The sequence below is a fragment of the Paenibacillus sp. ov031 genome (assembly GCF_900143165.1).
GTDB classification, from domain to species: Bacteria; Bacillota; Bacilli; order Paenibacillales; family Paenibacillaceae; genus Paenibacillus; species Paenibacillus marchantiae.
Genome location: NZ_FRDO01000001.1, coordinates 263,131 through 289,265, shown reverse-complemented (window position 1 = coordinate 289,265; position 26,135 = coordinate 263,131). Strand labels below are relative to the sequence as shown.

At 43.7% G+C, this 26,135-nt stretch carries 22 protein-coding genes and 1 tRNA gene; 2 read left to right on the top strand and 21 right to left on the bottom strand.

Annotation, left to right across the window (positions count from 1 at the left end):
• Nucleotides 1–147: 147 nt before the first annotated feature.
• The gene (locus BUA17_RS01225) at nt 148–1,188 is read right to left on the bottom strand and encodes a SepM family pheromone-processing serine protease (protein WP_064639097.1); all 1,041 of its coding nucleotides are present in this window, start codon (nt 1,186–1,188) and stop codon (nt 148–150) included.
• A 203-nt stretch (nt 1,189–1,391) separates the two neighbouring features.
• Between BUA17_RS01225 and BUA17_RS01220 the strand changes: the two genes are divergently transcribed.
• The gene (locus tag BUA17_RS01220; protein WP_083584546.1) at nt 1,392–2,648 is read left to right on the top strand and encodes a nucleoside recognition domain-containing protein; all 1,257 of its coding nucleotides are present in this window, start codon (nt 1,392–1,394) and stop codon (nt 2,646–2,648) included.
• Here BUA17_RS01220 and coaD read toward each other — a convergent pair.
• The 11 genes from coaD to BUA17_RS01160 form a co-directional block, all read right to left on the bottom strand.
• The gene (gene coaD, locus BUA17_RS01215) at nt 2,626–3,132 is read right to left on the bottom strand and encodes a pantetheine-phosphate adenylyltransferase (RefSeq protein ID WP_090807427.1); all 507 of its coding nucleotides are present in this window, start codon (nt 3,130–3,132) and stop codon (nt 2,626–2,628) included. The genes BUA17_RS01220 and coaD overlap by 23 nt on opposite strands.
• Nucleotide 3,133: 1 nt before the next feature.
• Nucleotides 3,134–3,745: a 16S rRNA (guanine(966)-N(2))-methyltransferase RsmD gene (gene rsmD / locus BUA17_RS01210; RefSeq protein WP_064639098.1), complete on the bottom strand. Its 612-nt coding sequence runs from the start codon at nt 3,743–3,745 to the stop codon at nt 3,134–3,136.
• 42 nt (nt 3,746–3,787) lie between these two features.
• Nucleotides 3,788–3,991, bottom strand: a complete 204-nt coding sequence (locus BUA17_RS01205) for a hypothetical protein (RefSeq protein ID WP_072733440.1) — start codon at nt 3,989–3,991, stop codon at nt 3,788–3,790.
• Nucleotides 3,992–4,092: 101 nt separating this feature from the next.
• On the bottom strand, nt 4,093–4,461 hold the full coding sequence (locus BUA17_RS01200) for a BRO-N domain-containing protein (protein WP_072732382.1): 369 nt from the start codon (nt 4,459–4,461) through the stop codon (nt 4,093–4,095).
• A 1,398-nt stretch (nt 4,462–5,859) separates the two neighbouring features.
• Nucleotides 5,860–6,354, bottom strand: a complete 495-nt coding sequence (locus tag BUA17_RS31925; RefSeq protein ID WP_348537051.1) for a hypothetical protein — start codon at nt 6,352–6,354, stop codon at nt 5,860–5,862.
• 598 nt (nt 6,355–6,952) lie between these two features.
• Nucleotides 6,953–7,282 (bottom strand): hypothetical protein, encoded by a 330-nt coding sequence (locus BUA17_RS01185; RefSeq protein ID WP_072732380.1) that lies wholly within the window; start codon nt 7,280–7,282, stop codon nt 6,953–6,955.
• Between the two features lie 340 nt (nt 7,283–7,622).
• Complete coding sequence (locus BUA17_RS01180) at nt 7,623–9,365, bottom strand: hypothetical protein (protein WP_072732379.1); 1,743 nt, start codon at nt 9,363–9,365, stop codon at nt 7,623–7,625.
• A 261-nt stretch (nt 9,366–9,626) separates the two neighbouring features.
• A complete protein-coding gene (locus BUA17_RS01175; RefSeq protein WP_072732378.1) occupies nt 9,627–10,790 on the bottom strand; it encodes an SGNH/GDSL hydrolase family protein in 1,164 nt (387 codons plus the stop codon).
• Nucleotides 10,791–10,792: 2 nt separating this feature from the next.
• On the bottom strand, nt 10,793–11,227 hold the full coding sequence (locus BUA17_RS01170) for a hypothetical protein (protein WP_072732377.1): 435 nt from the start codon (nt 11,225–11,227) through the stop codon (nt 10,793–10,795).
• Between the two features lie 153 nt (nt 11,228–11,380).
• Entirely contained in the window at nt 11,381–12,106 is a 726-nt protein-coding gene (locus tag BUA17_RS01165; RefSeq protein WP_072732376.1) for an NPCBM/NEW2 domain-containing protein, read from the bottom strand.
• A gap of 878 nt (nt 12,107–12,984) precedes the next feature.
• The gene (locus BUA17_RS01160; RefSeq protein ID WP_072732375.1) at nt 12,985–13,314 is read right to left on the bottom strand and encodes a hypothetical protein; all 330 of its coding nucleotides are present in this window, start codon (nt 13,312–13,314) and stop codon (nt 12,985–12,987) included.
• Nucleotides 13,315–13,534: 220 nt separating this feature from the next.
• Between BUA17_RS01160 and BUA17_RS01155 the strand changes: the two genes are divergently transcribed.
• Nucleotides 13,535–14,668, top strand: coding sequence for a site-specific integrase (locus BUA17_RS01155; protein ID WP_072732374.1), 1,134 nt, complete (start codon nt 13,535–13,537; stop codon nt 14,666–14,668).
• A 1,043-nt stretch (nt 14,669–15,711) separates the two neighbouring features.
• Here BUA17_RS01155 and BUA17_RS01145 read toward each other — a convergent pair.
• The 9 genes from BUA17_RS01145 to BUA17_RS01105 form a co-directional block, all read right to left on the bottom strand.
• Nucleotides 15,712–17,829: a hypothetical protein gene (locus BUA17_RS01145; RefSeq protein WP_072732373.1), complete on the bottom strand. Its 2,118-nt coding sequence runs from the start codon at nt 17,827–17,829 to the stop codon at nt 15,712–15,714.
• Nucleotides 17,830–17,872: 43 nt separating this feature from the next.
• A tRNA-Phe gene (locus BUA17_RS01140) sits at nt 17,873–17,941 on the bottom strand.
• 254 nt (nt 17,942–18,195) lie between these two features.
• Complete coding sequence (locus BUA17_RS01135; protein WP_072732372.1) at nt 18,196–18,621, bottom strand: hypothetical protein; 426 nt, start codon at nt 18,619–18,621, stop codon at nt 18,196–18,198.
• 1 nt (nt 18,622) lies between these two features.
• Nucleotides 18,623–18,922, bottom strand: coding sequence for a hypothetical protein (locus tag BUA17_RS01130; RefSeq protein ID WP_139209279.1), 300 nt, complete (start codon nt 18,920–18,922; stop codon nt 18,623–18,625).
• Between the two features lie 105 nt (nt 18,923–19,027).
• Nucleotides 19,028–19,333: a hypothetical protein gene (locus BUA17_RS01125; protein WP_063564677.1), complete on the bottom strand. Its 306-nt coding sequence runs from the start codon at nt 19,331–19,333 to the stop codon at nt 19,028–19,030.
• A gap of 141 nt (nt 19,334–19,474) precedes the next feature.
• Nucleotides 19,475–22,522: a beta-galactosidase, LacZ type gene (locus tag BUA17_RS01120; protein ID WP_072732371.1), complete on the bottom strand. Its 3,048-nt coding sequence runs from the start codon at nt 22,520–22,522 to the stop codon at nt 19,475–19,477.
• A 175-nt stretch (nt 22,523–22,697) separates the two neighbouring features.
• On the bottom strand, nt 22,698–23,522 hold the full coding sequence (locus BUA17_RS01115) for a carbohydrate ABC transporter permease (protein WP_072732370.1): 825 nt from the start codon (nt 23,520–23,522) through the stop codon (nt 22,698–22,700).
• A complete protein-coding gene (locus tag BUA17_RS01110) occupies nt 23,515–24,402 on the bottom strand; it encodes a carbohydrate ABC transporter permease (protein WP_072733438.1) in 888 nt (295 codons plus the stop codon). Before BUA17_RS01110 ends, BUA17_RS01115 begins: the two co-directional genes overlap by 8 nt.
• A 152-nt stretch (nt 24,403–24,554) precedes the next feature.
• On the bottom strand, nt 24,555–25,847 hold the full coding sequence (locus BUA17_RS01105) for an ABC transporter substrate-binding protein (RefSeq protein WP_072733437.1): 1,293 nt from the start codon (nt 25,845–25,847) through the stop codon (nt 24,555–24,557).
• Nucleotides 25,848–26,135 lie beyond the last annotated feature (288 nt).

The window sequence follows — 26,135 nt, the reverse complement described above, 5'->3', positions numbered from 1 at the left end:
TGGATCGACTCACAAGTTTTTGCGTTGTTTAATATCGACTACTCAAACAAAATCCCCCTATCGCACACCGATTCGGCATCGTTGCAATAGGGGGATTTCACATCATTCTCATATTGGTTCAAGCATTATTCGTTGCGAATAATTGTTTTAGGATTTGACAGACAAGGTTTTCAGATAAGCCAGCGCATCATCCACTGTGCTAACAGGAATGAGTTTCATTTTGGTGCCAATTTGTTCAGCCTTAGTTTCAGCTTCTTTATAATTATCCTTCGGCACAAAGAAAAACTCCGCTTCTTTCCGGTCTGCCGCAACAATTTTGTGCACAACGCCACCAATTGCGCCAACCACACCTTCTTTGTTAATAGTTCCAGTGCCAGCAATCCGGTGACCTTTCGTCAAATCTCCAGGGGTCAACTGATTGTAAATCTCCAGGGTGAACATCAGTCCGGCAGATGGACCACCTACCTGAGTATCCGTGAAGGAAATCTGTTTATCCGGATCTTCTGCTTTCACTTTCTGAACCGCACCGATCATGACACCCAATGCCGGGCGAACTTCACCGGTTTTGCTGTCTTTCACTTCAATCAGTTGAACGTCGCGGCTGATGGTCTCTCCGCCTCGCTCCAATTGCATCTCAACCGTTTCTCCGACCTTTTTGTTCTTTAACTGCTCAGACAGCACTGTATTGTCCGGAGTTGCCGTTCCGTTTACACCCAAAATAATATCTCCGGGCTCAATATCTCCCTTAGGTTTTGGATCTTCGGACAGCCCAAATACAAAAATATGCTCAGGAACAATGGAGTATTTCACTCCCGCCTGCTCATAAGCCGCCTCCATGGCCGAGGATTGTGAATCACTCATGAACCAGACCTGTTCGGCAGAATATTCCGCTTCGCTTTTGCCGCGCAGCCGATCTTCTTTTTTATCCACTTGAGCATTTCGATTAAACAAGGAGGTTCCTAGCAAAAACACATTGGCGTATGTTGCTGACACTGTCGTCATCATAAACACACCGCGTTCTTCCTTATCCCCCTCTTTCACGGTAACCATGGGTTTTACTTCGTCGGCACTGCCAGGCATATAAATGATATATGGCGTTGGCATATATACCGCAACATAGACGACCAGAGCCACCACGATCACAAAGATCGAAGCTCTGAATCCGCCAGATTTCCGAATCCGATTCATTGCATGAGCCCCCGTTCTTTGCGTATCTTTCAATAATTATAAGTCTAACACTCTCATGCTTTTGCATACAATGGTACAGGCCGGATAGGCCGCTGTTTACAGTAGCTTATCCGGTCAAGGCCGAAGCGTCCACGGACGTCATTCGGCCGTCCACAACTAATCCTGGCCGAGTGTATGCGGCACGATCCATATGAGGTGAAACAATGACAATGCAGAGCGAAGTTACGGTCTCTGGACCGTTACGAACGGTACTTATGAGTACAGGCGCTTTATTGCTGGTAATTGCAGTAGTTGTATCTCCGAAAGATGCATTCGATGCCTCTATTCAAGGTTTAGACATTTGGTGGAAAATCATCTTTCCTGCCATGCTTCCATTTCTGATGTTATCCCAAATGCTGACTGCATTCGGCCTTACCCACGCACTTGGCGTCTTATTAGGGCCATTAATGCAGCGGTGGTTCCGTCTGCCGGGCAAAGCCGGACTGGCCATTGTTGTCGGCATGTGTGGCGGCTTTCCGGCAGGAGCAGATACCGCCTCCCGCCTAGTGCAGGATCAACAAATTACCGCCAAACAGGCGGGTATTGTCGCATCAGCATCTCATTTTGCCAATCCATTGATGATTATACTTGTCATCGGTGCAGCTTTTCTTCATCAGCCTGCTTCTGGATATTTCCTTCTGATCGTTCACTGGGTTAGTGGATGGATTGCAGCCATGATCGGAGTACGACTCCTACCCAAGGAATCAAAAGGGGAAGAATTCCCAACTGCAAACCCTTCTTCGTATAAACGACGGAGCCTATGGTCACAAATGATGCTTGCAGCCCGCGAAGCCCAGAAACGTGACGGACGCGGGTTCGGCAAATTGCTTGGAGACACGGTCTCCCAAGCTGTACAAACTTTAATGATGACCGGAGGATATATGATTGTGTTTGCCGTGTTTGTTCGGCTGCTCACTCTCTATATCACCCCCGGTACTTCAGTTGCTTTTTGGCCCTCACTGCTGGAACTGCATCTCGGAACTTATCATCTGAGTCAGAGCCCACTGACACCCGTTCTGCTAATGTCTTTGCTTGCAGCTGTTCTCGGCTGGGGTGGTCTGTGCTCTCATCTGCAAGTCTCCGCCGTGCTGAAAGCTGCGGGACTTGCCACAACGTCCATGTTGTATTTTGCCGGAATCCGCCTGCTTCATGCATTGGTTGCATTTTTCATCAGCTTGCTGCTGTGGCTGCCATTCAGCCGTTACAGTTCCGAAGTCTGGGCTACGTTTCAGAACAATCCGGGCAATGGTTTGGCACCTTTCCTAACCAAGCAGTCCCTGGTAGGCATGAACACCTCCGACATCATCGATGCCGTCTGGAATGGTTTCCCTGTTGCCTGTATCGGTCTGGCATTGCTGCTCACCGTCATGATCTGCCTATCCGGGCTGACCTTCTGGTTTAACCGCCGGTTTTCTCGCTAATTTTCTGACGCAGCGCAGCTTCCACTTCAGGTGAGACCAGATCGGTGACATCTCCGTGGTAGTGGGCAATTTCCTTGACGATGCTGGAGCTCAGATAAGAATATTTCGGATTGGTCATCATAAAAATGGTTTCCGCATCCGGATTTAACTTGCTGTTCGTCGAAGCCAGCTGAAGCTCATATTCAAAATCCGTCACCGAGCGGATACCACGGACAATGACCTGAGCATCTTTTTGCCGTACATAATTTGCCGTCAGATCACGGAAGCTGTCCACCTCCACATTAGGCAGATGACTCGTGACTTCCGTAATAAGACTCTTGCGTTCTTCCACCGTAAATAATGGATTTTTGCTCATATTATTCAATACAGCCACGATGACGCGATCGAACTGCTTCGACGCCCGGGCAATAATGTCCAGATGGCCCATAGTTACGGGATCAAAACTGCCTGGATATACGGCAATTCGTTCCTGACGATGTATCATTTCACTCATGAGGAGCCTCCTCTTCTGCTGCGCTAGGTTCTCCATCTTCTGTTGTTGCAGTAGGTGCATAATAATAGATGGATACAGCTGTCTCCCCATACAATGCCTTGCGCGTTTGTTCAAACGGGCCGAATTGCTCAGGGTAACTATATTTGGATTCATATTCAAGCACAATGGTCGCTTCCGGTTCAAGCAGATCCAGTTCGTGCATCGTAAGCATTAACTCGTCCCCATTTTTCATACGGTAGGGTGGATCAAGAAATACGAGATCAAATTGTGTGTTTCGCTTGGCGAGCGCCTTCAATGCACGACTGGCATCATTCCGGTATATGGCCGCCTGATCTTCCAGCTTGGTTGCTTTCAGATTTGCACGGATCACTTCAATACTTTTCGATTCCAAGTCAACAAAAACAGCCTTGTCCATGCCGCGGCTCAGCGCCTCAATACCGAGACCTCCACTGCCTGCAAACAGATCCAATGCTGTACCGCCCTCAAAATAAGGGCCAATCATACTAAACAACGCTTCCTTCACCTTGTCGGTGGTCGGCCGCGTCCCTGTGCCAGGAACAGCCTTCAGCGGTCTGCCTTTCGCACTCCCAGATACCACTCTCACTGATGAGTCACCTTTTCTCTCTATGTAAGTTTATTGATAAAGCTATCGTACCACAATCGGGTTCAGTTTGAAAAATAGTGCGTCTGCTTTCTCTCTAGAAAATTGTTGACGCAATTGTTGACGGATATGTATAAAAAGGAAACTTTCCGGCCATCCTGTAATTATCGACATCACAAGTGTCGTAGACAACCGCGGAGAAGACTTACGTTTCCCCATAAGCTCTTCGTCCGGTTTCTCCTCTCCCATGAAAAAGAAGCTCTCGAAAGAGGGCTTCTTTTTGTTGTCTAAACCCTTATTTATCAAGGTTTTTATCCATTCCTAACGATTGAATTTCATTACCATATTCGTTATTGGGTGCGAATTGGGTGCGTTTTATTCTTATCAAGCATACGGAACACTTGGGAACCTTCGAGACCAGTTGATTGGCGAAGCGTCCGTAATGTTTCAAGAACCCAATCCTCAAATTCCTCAGCTTCTTTACGTCGGGAGCGCATTATTACTTTGTAAATCCCTGTTTCAGAAATGACCGAAATTTCTTGGTAGCCGCCAAGGGTATTCATTAAGTGAAGACCCTTCTGTGCCGATTTTAATTTGCGGAGCATGTTTGTTACTTGTGAGTAGTTCAGTACATTTGCTATATCTGAAGCCACCGCCCACCAATAACCGGGGTGCTTCTCGACGAATCTAATTTCATGTCCGTAGTTAATTACCTTCATTGAATATGCAAACTGCTTTTACAGCAGACAGATTATGTATTAAGACCGATAACGCCCCCACCAGCAGTATAGAGGATGTGTATTCAACCCACATCCCACGGCAATTTAATTATCCACATCAAATGTAAGATGCTGTATCAGCACTTTGCTTTTCTTATAATTGTTATTTTCTTTGTAGGATTAGGTTATACCTGTCAATCTGACAGATGTGAAATTCTTACATAATCAAAGTGAGTGCAAGTCGGCGGGGTTACTACAAGTAAGGTCGGGATCGAAAGAAAAAAAGAAGATGCCCATCATCCAATCTAGATGATATAAAATTGTGTCATACTAATAATGTGAGTATTTTGTTTTTACCACTTATATGTGAAGTAGATAACCCAAGGATTCCTGAAGTAAATCAATAGCGTTGGAGTTTTGGTTACTTTTAATGAAAAGCTTCTCGGATAGAAATAAGGGCTCTCATTAAGTGAGCACCCTTTATGTCTAACTCTTGTTAATATAACCATACTTCATCTATTCAAGTGGTTATGGTTCTTGCTTTTCAGTTCGTTTCCTCAAAATATAACCTTGCTCACCTTTACAAAGAACTCCCAGCCTTCTGCTGATAGATCATTCAAAGCCTGACATAGTGTGCAGTTGTTTGAGTCAGTTCTCCATGCTCAAAATACTTAATCAGTTTTGGTGACTTTTTAACGGTCATCGACTTACTCATTCCTTTCTCATTTAAATTCCACTTTCCTATTACTGGTATCTCAATTATAATAGTAACTGCGATCTCATCGAATAGGAGAGGAGGTCGGCAAACTTGAGAAAATATGATTTTTCTGATGTAATTGAAATTAAATTTTTCAACATCCCATTCTTCACATTAAAGCGTCGTAAGAAAAACAAATAATCTCTGTTGCTGACTGGGTGTTAACACACCTCCAGAGAACCACGATTTTTCGTGGGTCCCTTGGCGGCAAGAATGATAAAATAATACATATAGACTTAAAAAAGCGCCCTGTCTGGGCGCTTTAGTTTTACTCTATTTCATTTACGAGCTTCTTTTAATCTGGCCCCAGGAACAAAATCCCCGTTACACCAGCGCACGAAATTCTCGGCGTGAAGTAGATATGTTCTCTCTGCGGACGGCTTTAAACCCGCATTCTTCACGTCCTGTGTGTAGGCATTCAATAGTTCGTTTAGTTGCTTTATTAATTCTGGACTCACTTTCATAGTTATCACTCTTCTATAAATGACATTATGAATTCTCAATCACTTTCGAAATGTATTCATCCCAAAACTCTTCATCTCCAACAACATCAAAAAGCCAGTTGTACATCATCAAAATCTCCAACTCCTGCTTTTTGCCTCGAATGAAGGACTTCTTAGGCAATCTTCTATACAACTCATTTAAATTGAAAAGATTACTCTTCTGCTTGTAGTCATACTCATAATTTCTCCAAGAATCATTACTTTTTTTCGATGTGTTGCTGGCCACAACTTCTCTTCTTCATAAAATTTAATCATCCAATCGTAAGTAAACTTCCACAAGTTCACTTGATGCTTTCTCCATGTCTCTTCTAGCCAATTATTTATTTCTTCATTAATATATGGAATTTTAACTCCATTAATATATGGAATTTTAACTCCATTTCTTTCCTGACTTCTAATCCCATGATGCTCTTTGATATAAATGAACAGCATCTCAGTATGATCCCTTAAATAAGGATGCTTTTTACTCAAAAAAGTGTAACATTCGTAGGAAACACTCCGGAATTCTGCATCAGAATTATAGATCAGAAACAGCTCCTGTTTTTTCAGAAAATTATTAATAGCGTGATTCAACATTTTTCCATGGTCATCATACATTTGTACAAGCCATTCTGCTGTTTCAGAATCAAACATCTCTAACTGACTCCGATACTTCCCAAGTTTCTCCGACTGGAGATATGTTTTTTCATCTGTTACGCTCTCAGTAAGATAATTGTTGAAATACTCAAATACATAGTTCACACAAATGCTCGTGTTCACTGCCTTTGCCTGATAATCAAATTCATTAAGGCCATCTTCTTTTTTTTCTTTTAGCTATGTAATCTACTATCCTTAGCAAGGTATTTCCCTCCTTCAATACATTAGTTTCGATCCCTCAGGGTTAACGACCTTCCTTATGCAAAACACAATACCAGGAATTTTGACAGTCTCATCGGGTTCTGATTTTCCTTTTGCCAGTATCGGCCCCTCGCTTCCGTTTTAAGACGTTTTTATGTCAGGTATAGGTATTTGGTGCATTATTAGTAGAAACTCACTCTATAAGCCTCTGAGACTGTCTGAGAGAGTCAGAAGCGGAAGTGAAAACTAAAAAATAAAACTGGAGGTATTTCGGGGTCATTCGCACCCGTACCCTAATTTATCCTCCAGAGGGACCCGTGAACGTCTCAGCGCCTCTCTAATCCCGTTCAAATATATTATTCGTGTATTTATTCATCTTAAAACTTAAACGTCTCTACGGTGCCCTGTAGTTCGTCTCCTGTTGTTCCAAGATATCCTTGCCGTTGTCAGGTGGTTCATACACCTTGACCTGCTGCATTAACTCTGTAATCAACTCATTGACCTTCTTGTTGTAATCAGCACGTTCACTCGCCAGTCCATTTCCTTTGCCTTTCATAAGCAGATCGAGCAATTCAATACGGTTATCGAATAGTCTCTGATCTTCATATAGCTTGGCTGATGGATCTTCAAGGATGGATACTTTATTTGTTTCATCATCAATACAGAAAATCGATTGAGGCATTGGCTTCTTCCTATGATCCTTCCGTTTCCACCATTGGTTCATATCTCATCCTCCGTTCGTTTTAATGAACAACAAATTACACCCGTTCTTTTATACGAGTGTTTATGCATGGTTTTGATATGCAATTGAATTTCTCTTATATATATATCTTTATATCTTTTATTCTTTTATTTCTTTTTTCTTTCTTGGGGGTACAATCGTCCCCCACTAGAGGGGTACAACTCTCCCCCCACAAAGTTATTTTTGATGTGTTATTTAGAGGGGTATGATTGTCCCCCACTAGCATTCATGATTTATGTATATCGATGTATATTATGCATGAAGAGTACGCCCTACTTCGCCATACTAATACAGCTTTTCGGGCATAGGCTCACCCCTGTAATTATACTGTTATCTTGTCTTCCACCCAGTCAGTACCAAGTACGTTATTCGTTCCTGATGTAATTCTCAACCAACCTTTAATGACCGTCCCGGATGCAATTGCCACCGCAGCGTTTTCGATGTAATCTGAACGCTGCCAGCTTCCTGTAGTAGGCATTGCTGTACCCACGCCACGTCTGTTCCATCGTCCTCCTAGGTAAGTTCTTACACACTCATACCCTGCGTTACTCGTGTCGATATACACTGAGCCTTCACGGGCGTTCAGTAAGGTTGTGGCTGAACGGGCAGGGTTTAGCAGTTCATCCAGTATCATAGGTCTGCGGAACCGTAACGTGTTAGCGTCTGTGGCATACATGATTTCCGTACGCACACCACTTTTAAGATGGGCTAGTTGGAACCCCGCTCCGGTTGCCCCGTCTTGTGTCATATTGAGTTCAAACGTGTCATTAGGACGGTCACTTCTGGTTAGTAAGTGTTGTTGGGGTGCATACTTCGCCGCTTGCTGCATTACGAAGTCACTACCTACTGTCACCCGTTTTATTCCGCTCACAACTTCAACGTCTTCTGCTGTGTTTTTTGAACCTACAATTGTAACAGGGGCAGAGCCGTGCTGATCTCTGATACGCATCATGTTCACTTTCCCTTTCGTGAAGGGGTAGCTATCATTATGGATATAGATCGGGGAAGTAGTTGCAAACCCTATATCGATAGCGTAGTCGCGAGGCCAGTTTTCTAGCTCTAACCATTTCCCTTTATCAGCATCCCAACTGAAACCCATATCCAGTATGCGTATACCCTCACAACGCGGGTTGGAACTCATGGAAGGGTCGCTGTAGATGACGCCATTACCTACTTGCTCAAATCGCACATGATCCAGTACTAAGTCCTTCAAGAAAGTATTTACACTGTTAGTTGTAGCAGGTTCAGGTTCGCAGTAGAAGCTGTAAGGTGAGTACCCACAATGACTACTTCGCATTGACAGGGCTTCAATACCAGAATTGGCATGGGTGGCAAAATTAGCGAAGACGTTCTGATTTACCGTGGACATATCCACCCAATAGTCACCAGAGTTATGTGACACATAAATTCCATACCAACAGTACTCAATGTTTGTATGGAATAGCTTAATGTGTCCTGCATCACTAGCCCAATCCATACCCCAACCGAAATGACGTATTGCTATGTTCTCAAATAGAGGCATAGCTGTGTTTACAACTTTGATACCTGTACACCATGCGGTACGAACCCCACGATTAGCACTGCTCCAAGTTCCGGGCCCAACAACATATATGTTTCTCCATACCTGTCTTTTACCTGAGGTGCGGTCTACTGTTATTGCCGCCACACCTGCCCCAAGCTCAGAAAATACTAGGGTGGCAGCTTGTGGGTCACCATCTACCGAAGCATCTCGGGTGTATATAGGTATGTTGCAAACGTAGCGCCCTTTTGGGAAATAAACCGTACCGCCTGTGTTGAGTCCAATTGTCTGCTCCGATGCCGCATTAAACGCAGCTTGTATGGCACTAGCATCAATTTCGTCACATAAAGATTTTGCATCAGGATATTTAATTTTGGCCTGTTCAAGTGATGTGTAAATGCTTGATAACGGATGTGATTGACCGTCACCGATAGCCCCAAATAATTTTACATTGAAAAAATCTAAATCAGATAGCAAGTCCACCGATTCAGCGGTTACACTGATTTCATCATTCGCGTCTCCAACGTTCCCTTTATTAATTGGCATGTCAACAACTCCTTTTAGTTATTTTATTTTCTTGGAGTATTAACTTGATGTAAGCTCTCCGACGGAATCGAACCGCCGTCCCCTGAACTTTCGGAGTATGCCAATTAAAGAGCAAAATGTTTAATTACTCAGATACCCAAGCAATGCCGGTTATCCATTTAAGTTCGACAAGAACCATATGTATCCTGCACATAACAAAAGAGTAATGTGCCCTACTTCGCCGTCACCTCCTGCGGCTTTTCAGGCAATAGATTACCCTAATTAATACGGATCGTTTGTCAGGTTATACACAGCCAACTGAGCAAAACTCACCTTACCCAAACCGTCGTTCAAAGCCATAGTTACTGTTAATGCAGTCGTTCCAGCTGGCACAGTAGCCTCAATATTAAACACTCCGTCATTGTCAGTAGCCCATGCATTGAGTGCCCGAATAAAACCTGAAGCACCTGTCCACTGCAGTTGAACAGTTAATTTGGATGTGCTCGCTTCAAACTCTGATTTGAATCGACCCATGAAGAGGATGCGGTCACCAAACTTGAAACCTGTTGTTATCTGCTGATAGTAGTTCTTCGAACCTGCTGACGCGGTTGCTGCTGTCTTGTCCATAACCAACCAATTTCCTCTGATTGGATCCGTGGCTGCCACAAGACTTGATGTTACATCAACTGCTGTGCCATTAAGTGACCAACTCCCTGCAAGTCCACCTGTTCCAGCAGTGACGAATAAACTATTCTTGAGAAGGTTACGCGGACCATTATTCATTCCAGGCAAGTCCAATACATATGCAGGCAATTTGGGCAAAAACTCATTAGCTACAATTTGGCCTATAGCCTTAGCGCCTGCAATGTTGTAATGCCGATCATCTGACTTGTACTGTGTCCGAATATCGCCTGTAGCTGGATCGACCAAGATGGTATAGATGTCGATCAGGTGAAGCCCATACTTTTGGGCCATCTTTCTGAGTCCAACGTTGTGCTGTTGGATCTTCAAGTGATCGCCGTCCTGTTTCGGCGGTACCGTGCTGAGAACCGGAGTAATTCGAGATTCCAAGCCCATTTTAACCATCTTCTCAATGTTGTTGAGCGTATCAGCAACCGCGTAACCCTGGATGTAGTCATTCGTTCCGCCGCAGATGAAAACAAAGGAAGGTTTGCGGTCAATGACAGCCGTTTGAAATCTGGCAAGGATCTGATCAGTCCTTTCGCCAGATACTCCAGCATTGTAAGCAAATTTAATCCGACCACCGGACATCATCATGAATTGATGAGGCCAGACCGAGGCGCCAATACCAGAAGATGCTGCGTCAAAACCAAGCCCAAAGAGCGAATCACCGATACAGGCCATGCTATTTCCGTTATATCTGGAAAGGGCGCTCTCAGCCGTTCCAAGCGCAGCACCTGCGATTTTTGAAGATTTATCTGCCACGGTTACACAACTCCCTTAATGGAGAGTGTTCCTCCACCAGCAGGAGCGCTGTACTTGATCCGTAACTTGCACCCTGCTGGAATAGTGTAATCAACTACGTCCCCAACATTTGCACTCGTAACTTGAGCGATACTGATATTGCTGCGAATTCCAGGCAACACACTTTCCCGATCATTGATGTCGACCAGGAATGTCGTAAACGTCCCGGTTGTCGCTGCAGTAGAGCTACCATATGTGACGGTAATGTCTGTAGACTTCTTAACGGACCCTGATGCAGGATAGTTAGCTGTATTTGCTGCTGCACCGGCACCCAGGATTGTAATGATCTCAGGGTCGGCAGTTCCTCCACTACCTCCACCTTCTCCATGACTAATGTCATTCGCATTCACCACATAAACTTTTGTGGCATCACTTTCTGGATGAGGCTGCGTGTACATGTTTTCTACTCACTCCTAACTAATGTTTTTTATTGGAGTAATTCGTGCTGTTCTTTCTTACGTCAAATGAATATGGCATCACTCCCTTCTTGTGCTGACCAAAAGAAAAAGCCGCTCATTTGAGCGACTTTGTCATAGTGTCTTAAAATACACTTATTGAATTACTTTTGCTTCTGCTAATACGCCCCAAACTTCCTCAGTTGAATCGGAAGTTGCTTCAAAAAGTATCTTCAGCTGAACTACACCAGTAATATCAACGTCTACGTTTCTCGGATTGTCCCCGCCTTTAATCCCCTCAAATCTTGCCAATTCTGTTCCATCACCTATAACAACGACATCCATTGTGCCATTATAATTTCTCGTTGCGTCATCAATGCCAGCAAATCCAGAAAGTTTTTTAAATTTTCCGTTTAAATTGTAGGTTACAGAAGACGGATTCGCGTAATCGGTATTACTAAGTAATTTACCGGAAATTCCTTTCTTATATTTGAATTGCTCGCCATCTCCTATGGCAATCGCTCCACCATTGTAATCTTTGTTAAAAGTCACATACCATTCATTTCTAGCATCAACTCTCGCATAGCTCATATCACTTAAATACTTAAATGAACCATGTTTCTTACCAACCCAAGCTGTTTTAGTTTTACCATCGTAAGAGAATTGCTCCCCCATACCCTCAGCCATTGTTTTGGCCGGAACATACATCTGTCCATTATATATAATCGACCGAGTCGTTTCCTTCTGAACCCCGTCAAACATGAGCTTAACATTTTCTAAAACCACGTTTAGTTTAGCGCTAGTCCCAGCATAAGCAGTCGCACCTGTAAGCATTGTTCCGATAGCCACGCCAAGAACTAGGCCTTTTAACTTATTTTTCATTGGAATATCCCCCTGATGTAGTTATATTTTCCTATCAACATTCCATATAGTACCTATTTCTGTCGATCTTGTACAGGGTAAAATTAACAAAAGGAGAAAGGTAATGATTCACGAACCTGCGAAACTAGAATGATATAAGAGGATTCATAGTTTAAACTCCACAAAAGCTGGCTAGCTTAATAGCCCAGCATATGTCAAATTCCACATCTTAACACTCTTAGCGATCCTCATCTCCAGATAAACGAACTTCTTATCTTCACATGTCATGCTCCCTGACGGAATCAAACCGCCGCTTTCCGGATCTCTCCGGACTCTACCGTTGAAAAAAGTCATTCTCAATTGAGTACATCTGTGAAGGTACGCCAGAACAATCAGATCGTATCCTCAGGCAAATTGCTAAATGTGTAATACAAAAGGTATTGGACAGGCACGGTGCTGTAGCTCATAACCTGGATGAGGTTCTTGAAAAGTATATCAATCACAAGAATCGTGAGGGACATGTTTAATATTACCTGTACACTCTGCTCAATACATAAGCGACATCTGATTCCTGTTTATCTCCTTTGTGATGTTGCCTCTATTTCTACTCTATCTGTGAACTACAAAAACACCCGCTTTTTATACGAGTGTTTATACATGGATTGGATATGCAGTTGATGATTCTCTTATATATATCTTTATATCTTTATATCTTTTATTCTTTTATTTCTTTTTTCTTTCTTGGGGGTATAATCGTCCACCACTAATGGGGTATAACTCTCCACCACTAAGTTATTTTCATGGCGTTATTTAGTGGTGTATGATTCTCCACCGCTAGCATTCATGATTTATGTATAACATTGTATATTGTGCATAGCACGCTGAAATAAACAAGCCGCCTACTGGCGACTTGTTTTAACATATTCCCATCGTGAGCTGTTACCCGATTCATCAATTGGTGTTACGACAAGTTTAACTGCTTTCTTATCGATATTATTCAACGCTTTAAGTACAGTTAGATCTTTTTCATCTAACTTCGCTGCAATTTCTACCTGAGTCATTGCTGATCCCTCTGTTTGAAGTAAATGAATGATAGCTTCTTGTACTCTTGACATCTCTTTTTCTTCAGATGATTTTTCATGTATTTTTTGGACCTGTTTTCCTTTGTCCATAATCATCATCTGCTGTTTACTGAACTTGTTCTGATAACCTGATCGATTCCAATTCATGTTACACCTCCTTCTGAGAGCAATATTCGACAAATTAAAGGTTACACCCTCTTTTACGAAAGATTTACCTAAGAAATCGTTAATGCTTTCGCTTCACAGATCGTTTGAGCTTGATTCCGTATCTTGGAACACACAAAACTTATTCTATCTACATAAGCGAAATAGATTACACCCCTCGCACAATAAATGCCTTAAAACGGATATAGGGAGGTTTAAATCCATGGCAAAAGGTAGCATTGAAAAACGCGGCAAGAACTCTTGGCGACTCACGGTTGAGCTCGGCACTGACGGGCAAGGAGAACGTGATTTTGAAAGAAAGACAATTCGGGTTGAAGATCCGGATTTACTTCGTGCTCCACGCAGATTACAAAACCATCTTGATGAAGAACTTGTGAAATTCAAAATGGAAGTCGAAGCCGGGCTATACATCCGGCCAGAAAAATTGACGTTCAAAGCTTTTGTTGAAATATGGATTAAGAAATTCGTTGAGGTCGAGCTTGAAGAAAAGACCCAGGGCAATTATAAATTTCATGTTGAACGCCGGATCATTCCCTATTTTGGTCAGAAACACATGGAGAAGATTAAGACACTGCAAATTACTGATTATCTGGATTACCTTCGAACCCCGGAGGCCAGCATAAGGAAGAACGGAAAACCGCTTGGATCGGCTACCATCGTGTATAATTATCGAGTTCTGCGCAGTATCTTTGCCAAGGCAGTAGAATGGCGCGTCTTGAAAGATAACCCCATGAGTGGCGTTAAGAAGCCTAAGGAAGATGACGTCAAGGAAATGGAGTATTACGAAGAAAAAGAGATAGAAGACTTGTTTATCGCACTGGAAGAAGAAGCGTTAGAGGTCCGAATATTAATAATGTTGGCAGTGACCACAGGTATGAGGCGCGGGGAGCTTGCCGGGCTTGAGTGGAAGAACATAAACCTGGATGAAGGATATATTGATATTAAGCAAACTATTCCCATGCTCAAGAAAGGCGTGCCGGTTATTAAAGGGCCAAAAAACAAGCAATCCAATCGTAAAATCGCTCTTTCAGCAGCCACTATTGAAGAATTGAAGCTATACAGGACGGAATGGAAGAAAGCGAAATTAAAGCTTGGTGACAAGTGGACGGCCCCAAAAGGTATGGAGTTTCTGTTCTGCCAATTAAGTGGTCACCCGTCCGATCCTCAGCGCCTGACTAAACGTTGGATAGACTTCTACCGCAAACACAATCTGAAACCGATCAGATTACACGACCTGCGACATACATCGGTATCTTGGATGATCTTCAAGAAGGTTCACTCAGAGGCCATAGCCAAGCGTGTAGGCCACACAAACACCAAGATGCTGGAGATATAAGGACATATCTTCAAATCAGTGGACAAGGCTGCTGCTGATGTATTTGAGGACATGTTCAAGCCCACTAGAAAGTCGCAATAGTGCCCTTCTGCCCCCATACTGATATTGGGTGCAAATTGGGTGCCAAATTCGCAAAAAGTACCCAAAATCAGCATTTCTACTCTACTCCATATTTTATGAAAAGCTTAATCTACCAAGCGTTTCACGATTATATATGTGAACTCATGAACCAAATTAACTCCTCTCCCATGAAAAATAGGCCCTCGAAAGAGGGCCTATTTTTGTTATCCAAAACATTGATATATCAATATTTTACTGTGTTTTGATTGAAAATAATGAAGCAATTCGTATTGGGTGCAATTTCTTCTTAATTAAGCTTCCGGAAGACTTCGAATCCGTCCTGAATCTTTATGAAGATTACGTAACAGTTCTTTTGTCCATCGTTTAAATTCCTTGGCTTCTTTCTTACGGCTTTCAAAAACTGTTTCGTAAATGACGTATTCATTGAAAATCAGCATTTTTCGAGAGTACTCCCCAGTTAGAACCACGTGATTCGAAATTAGATCATCTGGAAGCATTTCTAATTGCTTCTGTTTGACCCAAGTTCAAAGCCTTCGTTAAATCGTCAAGTACCGCACACCAATCACCTGAAGACTTCTCTACAAACAGAACATTATGCCATTCATACTATGAATCACACCTTCAGCATAGGGGGTGGTTAGTAAACACACCCTGCCTTTGGTAATCTACTTATTTTTCATCAAAGCAGTCTGCTATATCAGCAGTTTGCTCTTCCCTCCAATTGTTGCTTTCTTTGGGGGAATCGGTTCATATCCACCGGTCTGACATTGACGGACGAAAAAAAACTATACACGCATAAAGAGCGTACCTATTAAAACGTGGCGGTACATCCTACGAGTATTATCACTGCCGGGCAAACAAACAAATGTACAATACTCTTTTTCATGCCTACACCACGATTTTTTTTAAGGATACGCCCTACTTCGCCGCCACCTCTTACAGCTTTTCGGGCATATATTTACCTATGTACCTAAATGAGTAACAACAACGTTTACTGAATAAGCGAATAGGTTCTTGACTGAAATGTCCTTATTGCTATCCAGGTAAACGTTAAGCTTGCTCGCGTCCGATGATTCAGCAGCGGCTACGGTAACATTTGTTGATCCTGTCACTGGGAATACATTAGCTCCATCGGAAAAGAACATACAGTACGTGGCTATGTTGTGGTCGGCGTAAACTAGATAAAACCCGCGCCGATTCAAGTTGTATTTGTTCGCAACCGCAAATTTAGCTGTAGCATTAGCTGCAATTGTCTTTTTAGGACCAGCGTAGGCCGTAGCTCTTAACGCTCCTTGCTCTGTGATCTGTAGGGCTGTTGTAGTCCAGCCGTAGTTAAGGGCTGTATTGTTCGTGAAGCCAAATTCCAGGTCCTTACCTGTGCTGAATCTCGAACCCCACTTCTCATTCCTTGCTGCTGAGTTGACCCAAGTGTGTTTGTCGCTGTTTAGCGGCGGCACCGAGGGGTCAACAAACGGAACATCGACGAACAACGCCCATGGATCACCAGTATCACGATAAGGCTTCGTTGCATTAGACTGCATCAGGTGGCTAGTCGATTGGTTTACGTTGTTGTTGCCGCTATCCATAAACCCACCTTGGATGCGTAACCCTTTAACTCTTCCGCCTAGGTCGAACATTTTATTAGCCGCATTAGCAGGAAGAGTAAATACCTGGCGTGCTATCAAACAGTTATCAAACACCAGACCTGTGATGTCTTGCAGTTTAAACATCGGCACAACATCGGCCGCAGTCAGTTCAGTGCCCTGGGTGTTATTCTGTGTAAACTGTGTGTTGTAAAACCCGATTGCGTAGGCGTGAGTTATCTCCAATATGGTCGTGTTGTAAAATCGAGTCTCGAAATGGCAACCGAAAAATGAAATGTTGCTGTGCGTAAGTGAAAGACCAGGGTCACCTCCTATAGCCTTGAAGAACGTACCACCATTGCAGCCTTCGAAGTGAACACGGTAGAACATGAGGTTGTTCACGTTATCCGCTGTTCTCAAAGGAATTTCAAAGGCGATTGGGTTTGTTCCAACCATGTTCATTATTCCGCAATCATAAAAGGCTGTATCGATCAAATGAGAGGCTTTCCACACCCGATTGAAGTAATACCACTCACAGTTACTTACGACGCTTTGTTGGATGAACACATCGCCCTGAGTATTGCCGGAACTTGAATCCCTGGATGTGCGTCCGGTTTCAGCGAATAGTGTCGCCTTGCCTGTGCCATCCCCGTAGAATCGCATATCATGGAGATTGATCCGTCCATACTTGAAATCAAACATTTGAAGCAACCCCGGCGCACTGGTGAAGTTTGTTCCGCTTTTACCACCAGCACCACGCAATGAAAATGTAATAACATCACTCATGTTTGGGTTGTTCGGCTGGCTGCCATCAAACACAATCGTATTGTCAATCTTGAATCGTCCAGGAGGCATTTTGATTTCAATAGTTACCGGAACACTGACGTTATTCCCATTTTTCATGGTGTAATCCTTGATTGAACGATTAACGTAATCTTGCAGCATTGTGGATATGCCAGTAACACCAGTCCGGTCAAGTCTGGTGTCGTTCGTCAGATCAACGTTGATCGTTTCCACTGCTCGACGGACGTTTCCGGCCTCACCTAATGCCGCACTTGCTACTTTGTTAGCGTCCGGCACGACTAGGACAACTCCTTTGATAGACAATGTTCCTCCCGTTGGAGCTGTGTAGTCAATCCGCAATCTACAACCTTGTGGAATACTGTAATCAACAACGTCGCCCACATTGGCTGTTGTCACTTGTGCGATGCTCACATTGGAGCGGATACCAGGCAACACCGTTTGACGGTTATTAATATCGATTAAGAACGTGGAAAACGTGCTTGTCGTGCCTGCTGCTGATCCACCAAAGTAAATGGTGATATCGATCTTTCTCTCCGCGACTCCTGTAGATGGGTAGGATTCGTTCCCCGCTGCCGCTCCTGCTTCCAGGATGGTGACTGTTTCTCCGCTACCCCCACCCGGTTCATCGCTACCAACAACCTCAACCAGCATTGGATTGCCCAGCCCTATTGCGCTTGCGTCGTGCTTTGACATTTCAACCACTCCTTATTTGAATTTTATGACTTAACACGTTGTAAGCTCCCTGACGGAATCGAACCGCCGATTCCAAACTTTCCTTTGGTAATCTGCCACTGAACTAAGGGAGTAGAATAAAAAAGTATTCATTTCGCTCCGTTCCTTGGATTAGCATTAGTAATAATTTCTTTCAACTATGTTTTATAGTTAGTATATGACCTTTTTAAATATTTCTAACAAGAAACAAACACCAAAAAATGAGAGCAGACACCGAAAATAATAGACTAACGAAAAAGAAGCTCTCGAAAGAGAGCTTCTTTTGTTATCCAATATTATGTACCATAACCGCATTGACCAATTATAAAAATGTTGCCCTCAGACAACCTATTGCCTATATTCATCCATACTGGCCTCGAATTGCGATTGTAACCATCCAATATCTTTCAGCCATTCTTCCATGTCATTGATAAATTCCGTATGGTCCAAGTGTTTGATCTTATATTTCTTTAGTTTGTCGTTCAGAAAAGCATAGAAATAATGACTCAGCTCATATCGCTGTCTGCTTTTGCTAAACGTTTTATACTGATCCTCACTGACTGTCATATCAAAGTAAATCGTATTGTCTCTCTTTGCATATCTGACCGTCGATTTTCTTTCATATTCTTCAGGCAGACATCTGAAAACAAAGAACAGCTCAATGCCACACGCTTGATATTTACTTTCTGCTTTATCAAACACAGGCTGCAATTCATCCGAAAGTGCGGCAACCTGTGTTAACCCTGAGGTGTCTGTCGACTTATCCAGTATCATATTAAAGTCCCTCTTTGTTCATCTCTTTGCTCATCTCTCTGTATTTCCGATTTGAACGGTGCAGGTTAATCATTGAAACCATAAGGAGAACTACAGGCAGCAACATATTCCATGACTGATTCTTAATCATCACAATAGCAAAAAACACCATTGCTGCCCATACCAATATTTCAATTGTTTCATACTTGGTTAACGTACGCTTGAATGCTTTTCTGGAAATAAGACGAATTAGGAAATAAGCGATTAAGCAATAGAATGCGACCATTCCGAGTATGGCAATCAGGGCCAACAACATCTCCATGAACATGCCTCTCATCACCTCTCCACTTCATTTCCTTAATTTTACCATATGAGCGAAAGAGTGTCATCGGAATGCTCCTGCCTGAACTCTTGCACCGCCCCTCATTTACTTCTCTTCACTAATCACTGTCGCGTTATAGATCACAATCCGTTTGCCATCCAGATCAAAAAGTACCTTATTTCCATACTCCGTATCTTGCAAATCAATCTTACCCTCATACGTATGAATCAATTCTCCCGAATTACTGTATACGTTAACCACACGTTCCAGACCCCCGGAGTTGTTGGATCGCATCGTTTTCAGCGCACGTTCACCTGAAGCCGTATTGAAATACCAGATGAAGCATCCCACAATGATGCCTAGTATAACGAGTACCGTTACCCATACACCCGTCTTTGCTTTTCTGCTCAAAATAAACCCCTCCTTTATCCATGTCCAGTACAGTACGAGACAGGTACGGTAGCGGTTTCATAGCTCATCATCTGATAACAGCAAACAGAGGCCCCCAGTTTTGGAGACCTCTGTCCTTTAGCTACATCTTATATAGCGCTATTACAGCGCACGAATGACAAATTCAAATTGCAGTTCGCCGTCCGAGATGATGCGGTATTCCGGATGAACCGGTGCTCCCCAGCTATCGTCACCACCTACGCCCATTTGTTTGCCGGCTACCGTTACAACCGTATAATGCACCGGAGGCAGCTCATACGCATGTTGGGCATTCTCCAGCTCAAATGCCGTATAAGGAGATACATTCAGCTCAACTGGAGCTGCAGCAGATTCAATTTTAAAGCCACGTCCCGCGTTGTCGGTCAATTTAGCCCAACGTACACCCGTACGGTTGCCCGACTCCTGCGGTACAAGATATGGAGCAACGGTATCCGCTACTTTGCTGTCATGGATACCCAGACGAGCGCCAAATGCACGGTCCGCATAGTTTTCTTCAGGTCCCATCGCCAGCCATTCCACATTTTCAAAGTCCGGCGAAGTTTTGAAGGAGAGCGCATGAATCGGAAGATCTGGCAGACCTGCCGTTCCTTTATACGTATTATGCACATGCACACTACCATCTGCACGGACGGTATAAGCCACTTTCACTTGTACATCTGCCGAAATATTAAGTTTGTACGTGAATTCGATCCGATATTGATCCGTGTTTTGTTCCGCTTTCCAGTTCACACATCTAGGCAGCAGACTTGCAGCATACCAAGCCCCAAGCTCGAAGCCCATAGCAGTACCCTTATCATTATCGGTGGTCGCACGCCAGAACAATGGCATTGGAGGCTGTGCAATCGTCTCTTGACCTGACAGCTTCAGGGATACCAATGTTCCGAAAGCCTTGGAGAACAGGACATGGGTCTGACCTACCCTTACCCCGATATTAACGTCCCCTTCAACGACCTGAATTTCATTTGTCAGGTTCAGATCGGACTCCACAATTTCCGACTTTTCCTGAGCAAATACAAACTGTCCAAAGGCAACTTCCTCGCCTTTTTCTGCCCACAATGTTGCTGCTTTTAATACAAACGCGGTATTCACTGCGTATTCCCCGCCAGCAAGAGATTCCACATCAAGTGGAAGTTTCACAACGGTCTCGCTTTGTGGACCCACGTTTACCTCAAACGTTCCATGCAGCACTTCGTGACCTTCCCGATCCAGACTGTATACCAGTTCGAATTCAGATGTGTCTGCAAACAAATTATCGTTAACGATTTTCACGCCTTCCCGATCCGGGAACAGCTTGATGTTCTGGTACAGGAATTTGACTTCCTGCATCTTGGCAGACACTCTGCGGTCTGCGTACACAATGCCGTCTCCACAGAACGAATAGTCCGAAGGACGATCACCGAAATCTCCGCCATAAGCAAGGAACTCTTTGCCGTAACGATCTTTTTTGTATATGGCTTGATCAATGTAATCCCAAATGAATCCGCCCTGATACATCGGATACTTGTCTTCGAGTTCCGTATACTTATGCATACCGCCAATGGAGTTACCCATGGCATGCATATACTCACAGCTGATATATGGCTTTTCCGGATTCGCGTTCAAGAATTCCTCAATGTCGGCCGGTTTGGCATACATACGTGATTCCATATCGCTCGTGTCGTTGAAGCGACGATCGTGGAACACACCTTCATAATGAACAAGACGTGTAGGATCAGCCGATTTGAAATATTGCGAAACTTTATAAATCACTTCACCACCATGAGACTCGTTACCACAAGACCAGATCAGAATGGACGGATGATTTTTATCCCGCTCTACCATCGACACCGCACGATCCATAACGATATCATGCCACTCTGGACGGTCGCCAGGAATAACCCACGAAGGCTCAACTGCACCCAGTTTTTGCCATGATCCGTGTGTCTCCAGGTTCATTTCATCAATCACATACAATCCATATTCATCACACAGTTCATACCATAGGCTTTGGTTTGGATAGTGAGATGTACGAACAGCGTTCATATTGTTTTGTTTGATCGTCTGAACATCCCACAGCATATCTTCCTTGGTTACAGCGCGTCCGCGACGCGGATTGAATTCGTGACGGTTTACCCCTTTGAAGACAATACGTTTACCATTGATGTGCATCACTTTATCGATCATTTCAAATGTTCGGAAGCCAACGGCCTGAGGTAGAACTTCCACCAGTTCGCCCGCTGCATCATATACTTGAATGTACAGACGATACAGGTAAGGAATCTCCGCGCTCCACAGGTTTACTTGGCCAATCTCCTCACGAAGACTCACCAGACCATTGGTAACTTCAATCCCGCCAAATGTTTTCACCGTGTTGCCTTCAGCATCCCTTAGTTCAGCGTTCACTTTGGCTCCAGCAGCAGCTTTTCCTTCAAGCTTCAGATCCACGTTTAACGTACCATGGGTATAAGACTTGTCCAAATCCGTTACAACCCGCACATCGCGAATATGCGCAGCCGGCACAGTATACAGATACACATCTCTGAAAATGCCTGAGAACCGCCAGAAATCCTGATCCTCCAACCAACTGCCTGTGCTGCGTTGATACACTTCCACAGCCAGTTTATTCTCTCCGTCCTGGAGGAATGGTGTCAGATCAAAATCGGATGGTGTAAAGCTGTCTTCCCCATACCCGACAAACTGTCCGTTAAGCCATACATAGAATGCAGATTCTACACCCTGAAACGAAATATATACCGGACTGTTCTGCCAGCCTGTTGGCAAATGGAATGTGCGAATATAACTGCCTACCGGGTTTTGGTCCTGCGGCAATGCAGGTGGACGCAGATCGTTTAAGCCATCCCAAGGGTATTGAGTATTTACGTATTGGATCTGACCGTAGCCTTGGAGCTGAATATGCCCCGGTACTTCAATATCATCCCAACCAGCATTGGAGAACTCCTGCTTATAAAAAGCTTCGGGGCGGCAATCCGGACGGATTGCATAATTAAATTTCCACGTTCCGTTAAGGTTGTAGCGCATAGCCATTTCACCGGATGCTTTCGCTTCTTCCATAGTACGGTAATAGCGATGATCCGAGTAAGCGTTAAGGCGGTTTACTTCAAAAACGCTTACATCGCCCAGCCAGTTAATATCTGCATGTGTTGCTTTCATTCGGCTCTCTCTCCCTCTTGAAACAAATATATTTATTACTTATTCAGTACAGATTCTTATTTTCCTTTTACGAAACAAACATAAACAAACAGAAAGACAGAGGCACGCCATGTCTGGCGTCCTCTTCTCTCCTCTTCTACATTGACGTCCATTCAGACGGTTTAATGATGATGCATTACTTAACGGAACCAACCATACCTGCGACAAAGTGTTTTTGCATAATGAAGAATACAATGGCTGTCGGTAATGTCGCGATGACGATGGCGGTCATGATGACACCATAATCCGGTGAATAGCTGGAACCGAGGTTCGAGATTAACAACGGAATCGTCTGTTGGTCTGGCGTTTGCAGCACCACGAGAGGCCACAGGTAGTTATTCCAGCTGCTCATGAATGTGATGATCGCAGCGGCTGCATATGTTGTTTTCATCGTTGGCATGTAGATCTTCAGGAAGATCCCAATTTCGCTCAAACCATCAATCCGGCCAGCTTCAAGCATCTCTTTCGGGAACATTTTGGTGTTCTGACGGAAGAAGAAGATTAGGAACGCCGTTGTGATGGTCGGCAGAATAACTGCGGCCATGGTGTTGATACCGATGAACGGTGCAAAACCAGAGATCGTAGCAAACATCCGGTATAAAGGAACCATCAGCGCTGCGAACGGAATCATCATCGACAGCAACAGAATGTTAAATACGATATCACGTGATTTCGTCCGATATACTTCGAATCCATAACCGGCCAAGGAACCAATCAGCAAAGCAAGAATCGTGGAAATAACGGAAACAATCGCCGAATTTCCAAGAGCCTGTACCAGATTGGTTGAATCCAGCAATTTGTTGAAGTTATCAAGGAAAGCCGATCCAGGAAGCAGTCTGCCTTTGGTGACATCAACAGAAGCATTGGTCGAACTGACAAGCATCCAGAAGAATGGGAAGATGGACACAAATGCAACGATGGACAAGAAGACATATGTGAATATACGTTTTGCTTTAGCCATTTCTCTCACCTGCCACTTTGAACTGGATAATGGACAATACGATAATCATCAGCACGATGGAATACGAAACGGTTGCCGCATATCCGAAGTCCGGTGAATATTTAAACGAAAGGTTATAGATGTACTGGGAGATGGACATCGTCGCATTACCCGGACCACCTTTGGTGATGTTCATAATCTCATCGAAAATTTGTAATGTACCAATCGTCGATGTAATGGAGGTGAACAGGATAATCGGTTTGAGCAATGGAACGGTAATTTTGAAAAATTGCGTGAAAGCATTCGCGCCATCAATCCGTGCAGCTTCATAGATCGACTGATCAATGTTCTGAAGAGATGACAGATAGAAAATCATGTTATATCCGGTCCAACGCCAAGTAACGGCGATTATAATCGTAATTTTAGCCCAGAACGGGTCAGTGATCCATTGAATCGGTTCAGCAATCACGTGCAGATTCATCAGGAATTGGTTAACCATTCCGTCAGAAGAGAACAGATATTTGAATACGACAGAGTAGGCAACCAATGAGGTTACGCAAGGTAGGAAGATAGCAGTACGGAAGAAGCTACGGAAGCGCAACGTACTGTCATTCAATAAAACGGAAATAAACAAACCGAGAATAATCATGACAGGCACTTGAATAATCAAGTACAGAAATGTATTGGATACGGCAGTACGGAACGTTGTATCAATGAATAATCTTTTATAGTTAGCTAGGCCCGTAAATTCAAGATTGGCTCCTACACCCGACTTGAACGATAAGAGCAGCGCTTGCAGCATCGGATAAAAGTAAAATGCAACGATCCCGATAACAGCGAGCGATATAAAAGCCCATCCAGTCAAATTATTTTTCTTTTGCAGACTGTCTCCTGTATTCATGGCTTTGGCTTTCACAGTGCGGCTCCTCTCTCTCCGTGTAACATGGATAGAACCCAGGGAGCCTCCACCATGTCCGGGTCGGCTATTGCTTGTGCCAGACAGTGGAACGGCTCCGATGCTTCCTTGGGTTCTATAAGTTACCGTGGATCATCTTAGTTTAATTGTGCTTCAGCTTGTTTCTGTGCATCAGCCAGAACGTCATCAATCGCTTTGCCGTTCAGGAAGTTTTGCATTTCAACAACCAGAATGTCCTCGATGGCATATGTGTTGATACCGTAGTTTACGCTAGGGATTTCTTGCGTCCATTTTGCAAAGTCAGCAAACACTTTTTGTCCACCGAAGAACTCGTCGGCTTTATCAAATGCTTCGCCTTCTGCCGCCGGTTTGTACGTGCCGATCGCACCAATGTTGTTCAGCAAATCTTGATACAATTGTTTATCAGAACCGAATGTTTTACCCATGAAGTCAGCAGCTTGGTCTGCACCAGCAACATTATTCATGACGTACCAAGAGCTGCCACCCAAGTTCGATGCGTGTACAGAATTCGATTGTCCAGCCATTTTAGGAAGTGGTGCTACCGCCCATTTGCCGGATTGCGATGCTTCTTGACGCACGGATGGTGTAATCCAGTTTCCTGTAGGAATGGTAGCAACATCACCATTGTTGAATGCTGCCACGAATTGGCTCCAGTCGGAGTTCAACTTAACGATATTTGCATCCATCATTGCTTTGTACGTTACAAATGCTTCTTTCAGTGCTGCATTGCCAGCCAGATCAGGTGTTTTACCATCTTCTTTGGAATACCATGAACCTGCGGATTGAATCATCATACGGATCAGACCCAAATCGTTAGGATCAAGTGTGATCAGATCTTTGCCAGTTTTGGCTTTCACATCTTTACCGATTTTGATGTAATCATCCCATGTGATGTCCTGAAGGTCAGCTGCTTTGTAGCCTGCTTGCTCCAGCAAATCTGTTCTGTAGTAGAGACCTGTTACACCAGAGTCAAACGGAACACCAAACTGTTTGCCATCAAAAGCGGTTGGTCCCAGTTTGTACTCTGCGAAATCGGAAGCTTTGATTGTAGAGGACATATCTTTAAATGCATCAGGGTAAGCGTTCAGGAAACTTTGTGCACGGTAATCTTCAATCAGAACAATGTTCGGAAGGCCGCTGCTTGTTCCCGAGTTCAAACCTGTATTCAGCTTTTGGATAATGTCAGCTTGAGCATATTCAATGATGTTGATTTTCAGATCAGGATTTTGTTTTTGATAGGCTTCTTTTGCTGTTTCTAATGCAGCGACGTTAAACGCTTTGTCCCAAGCCCAGATCGTAATTTCATTAGAGGTTTTTTCACCCTCACTTGCCTTGTTCCCTCCACCACCGGAAGAACATGCAGACAACAGCAGGACAGTAACGAGCATCAGTACCCACATTTTTTTCAAACGATTCAACTCCCCTTCGACCTCTTTGTGTGTAATTTGTTTGCGTTTTCTGAAAGCGTTTGCTCTCGATGAATTCATCTTATCATTCCCAAATCTTCATTCGTTAGTAATAATTTTGTGTTGATTTGTCATCTTATTGCCTCAATGAAAACCTTTACAGAAACCGCTTGCATTTAATTTGTTTTTTTGTAATTTCTTTTGATTTTGTACTTTTTTAATCTGAATATTTTACAAGTCTGGGCTGAATCCTTACGCTCTGAGCACCAAAAAGGCCCTCCCGTGTTGTCA

Coding starts and splice junctions, on each gene's coding strand:
- BUA17_RS01225 (WP_064639097.1), bottom strand. CDS start 1,188: ATGAATCGGATTCGGAAATCTGGCGGATTCAGAGCTTCGATCTTTGTG.
- BUA17_RS01220 (WP_083584546.1), top strand. CDS start 1,392: ATGACAATGCAGAGCGAAGTTACGGTCTCTGGACCGTTACGAACGGTA.
- coaD (WP_090807427.1), bottom strand. CDS start 3,132: ATGATACATCGTCAGGAACGAATTGCCGTATATCCAGGCAGTTTTGAT.
- BUA17_RS01205 (WP_072733440.1), bottom strand. CDS start 3,991: ATGGGAGAGGAGAAACCGGACGAAGAGCTTATGGGGAAACGTAAGTCT.
- BUA17_RS01200 (WP_072732382.1), bottom strand. CDS start 4,461: ATGAAGGTAATTAACTACGGACATGAAATTAGATTCGTCGAGAAGCAC.
- BUA17_RS31925 (WP_348537051.1), bottom strand. CDS start 6,354: ATGTTTGATTCTGAAACAGCAGAATGGCTTGTACAAATGTATGATGAC.
- BUA17_RS01185 (WP_072732380.1), bottom strand. CDS start 7,282: ATGAACCAATGGTGGAAACGGAAGGATCATAGGAAGAAGCCAATGCCT.
- BUA17_RS01180 (WP_072732379.1), bottom strand. CDS start 9,365: ATGCCAATTAATAAAGGGAACGTTGGAGACGCGAATGATGAAATCAGT.
- BUA17_RS01170 (WP_072732377.1), bottom strand. CDS start 11,227: ATGTACACGCAGCCTCATCCAGAAAGTGATGCCACAAAAGTTTATGTG.
- BUA17_RS01165 (WP_072732376.1), bottom strand. CDS start 12,106: ATGAAAAATAAGTTAAAAGGCCTAGTTCTTGGCGTGGCTATCGGAACA.
- BUA17_RS01160 (WP_072732375.1), bottom strand. CDS start 13,314: ATGAATTGGAATCGATCAGGTTATCAGAACAAGTTCAGTAAACAGCAG.
- BUA17_RS01155 (WP_072732374.1), top strand. CDS start 13,535: ATGGCAAAAGGTAGCATTGAAAAACGCGGCAAGAACTCTTGGCGACTC.
- BUA17_RS01145 (WP_072732373.1), bottom strand. CDS start 17,829: ATGTCAAAGCACGACGCAAGCGCAATAGGGCTGGGCAATCCAATGCTG.
- BUA17_RS01135 (WP_072732372.1), bottom strand. CDS start 18,621: ATGATACTGGATAAGTCGACAGACACCTCAGGGTTAACACAGGTTGCC.
- BUA17_RS01130 (WP_139209279.1), bottom strand. CDS start 18,922: ATGGAGATGTTGTTGGCCCTGATTGCCATACTCGGAATGGTCGCATTC.
- BUA17_RS01120 (WP_072732371.1), bottom strand. CDS start 22,522: ATGAAAGCAACACATGCAGATATTAACTGGCTGGGCGATGTAAGCGTT.
- BUA17_RS01115 (WP_072732370.1), bottom strand. CDS start 23,522: ATGGCTAAAGCAAAACGTATATTCACATATGTCTTCTTGTCCATCGTT.
- BUA17_RS01110 (WP_072733438.1), bottom strand. CDS start 24,402: ATGAATACAGGAGACAGTCTGCAAAAGAAAAATAATTTGACTGGATGG.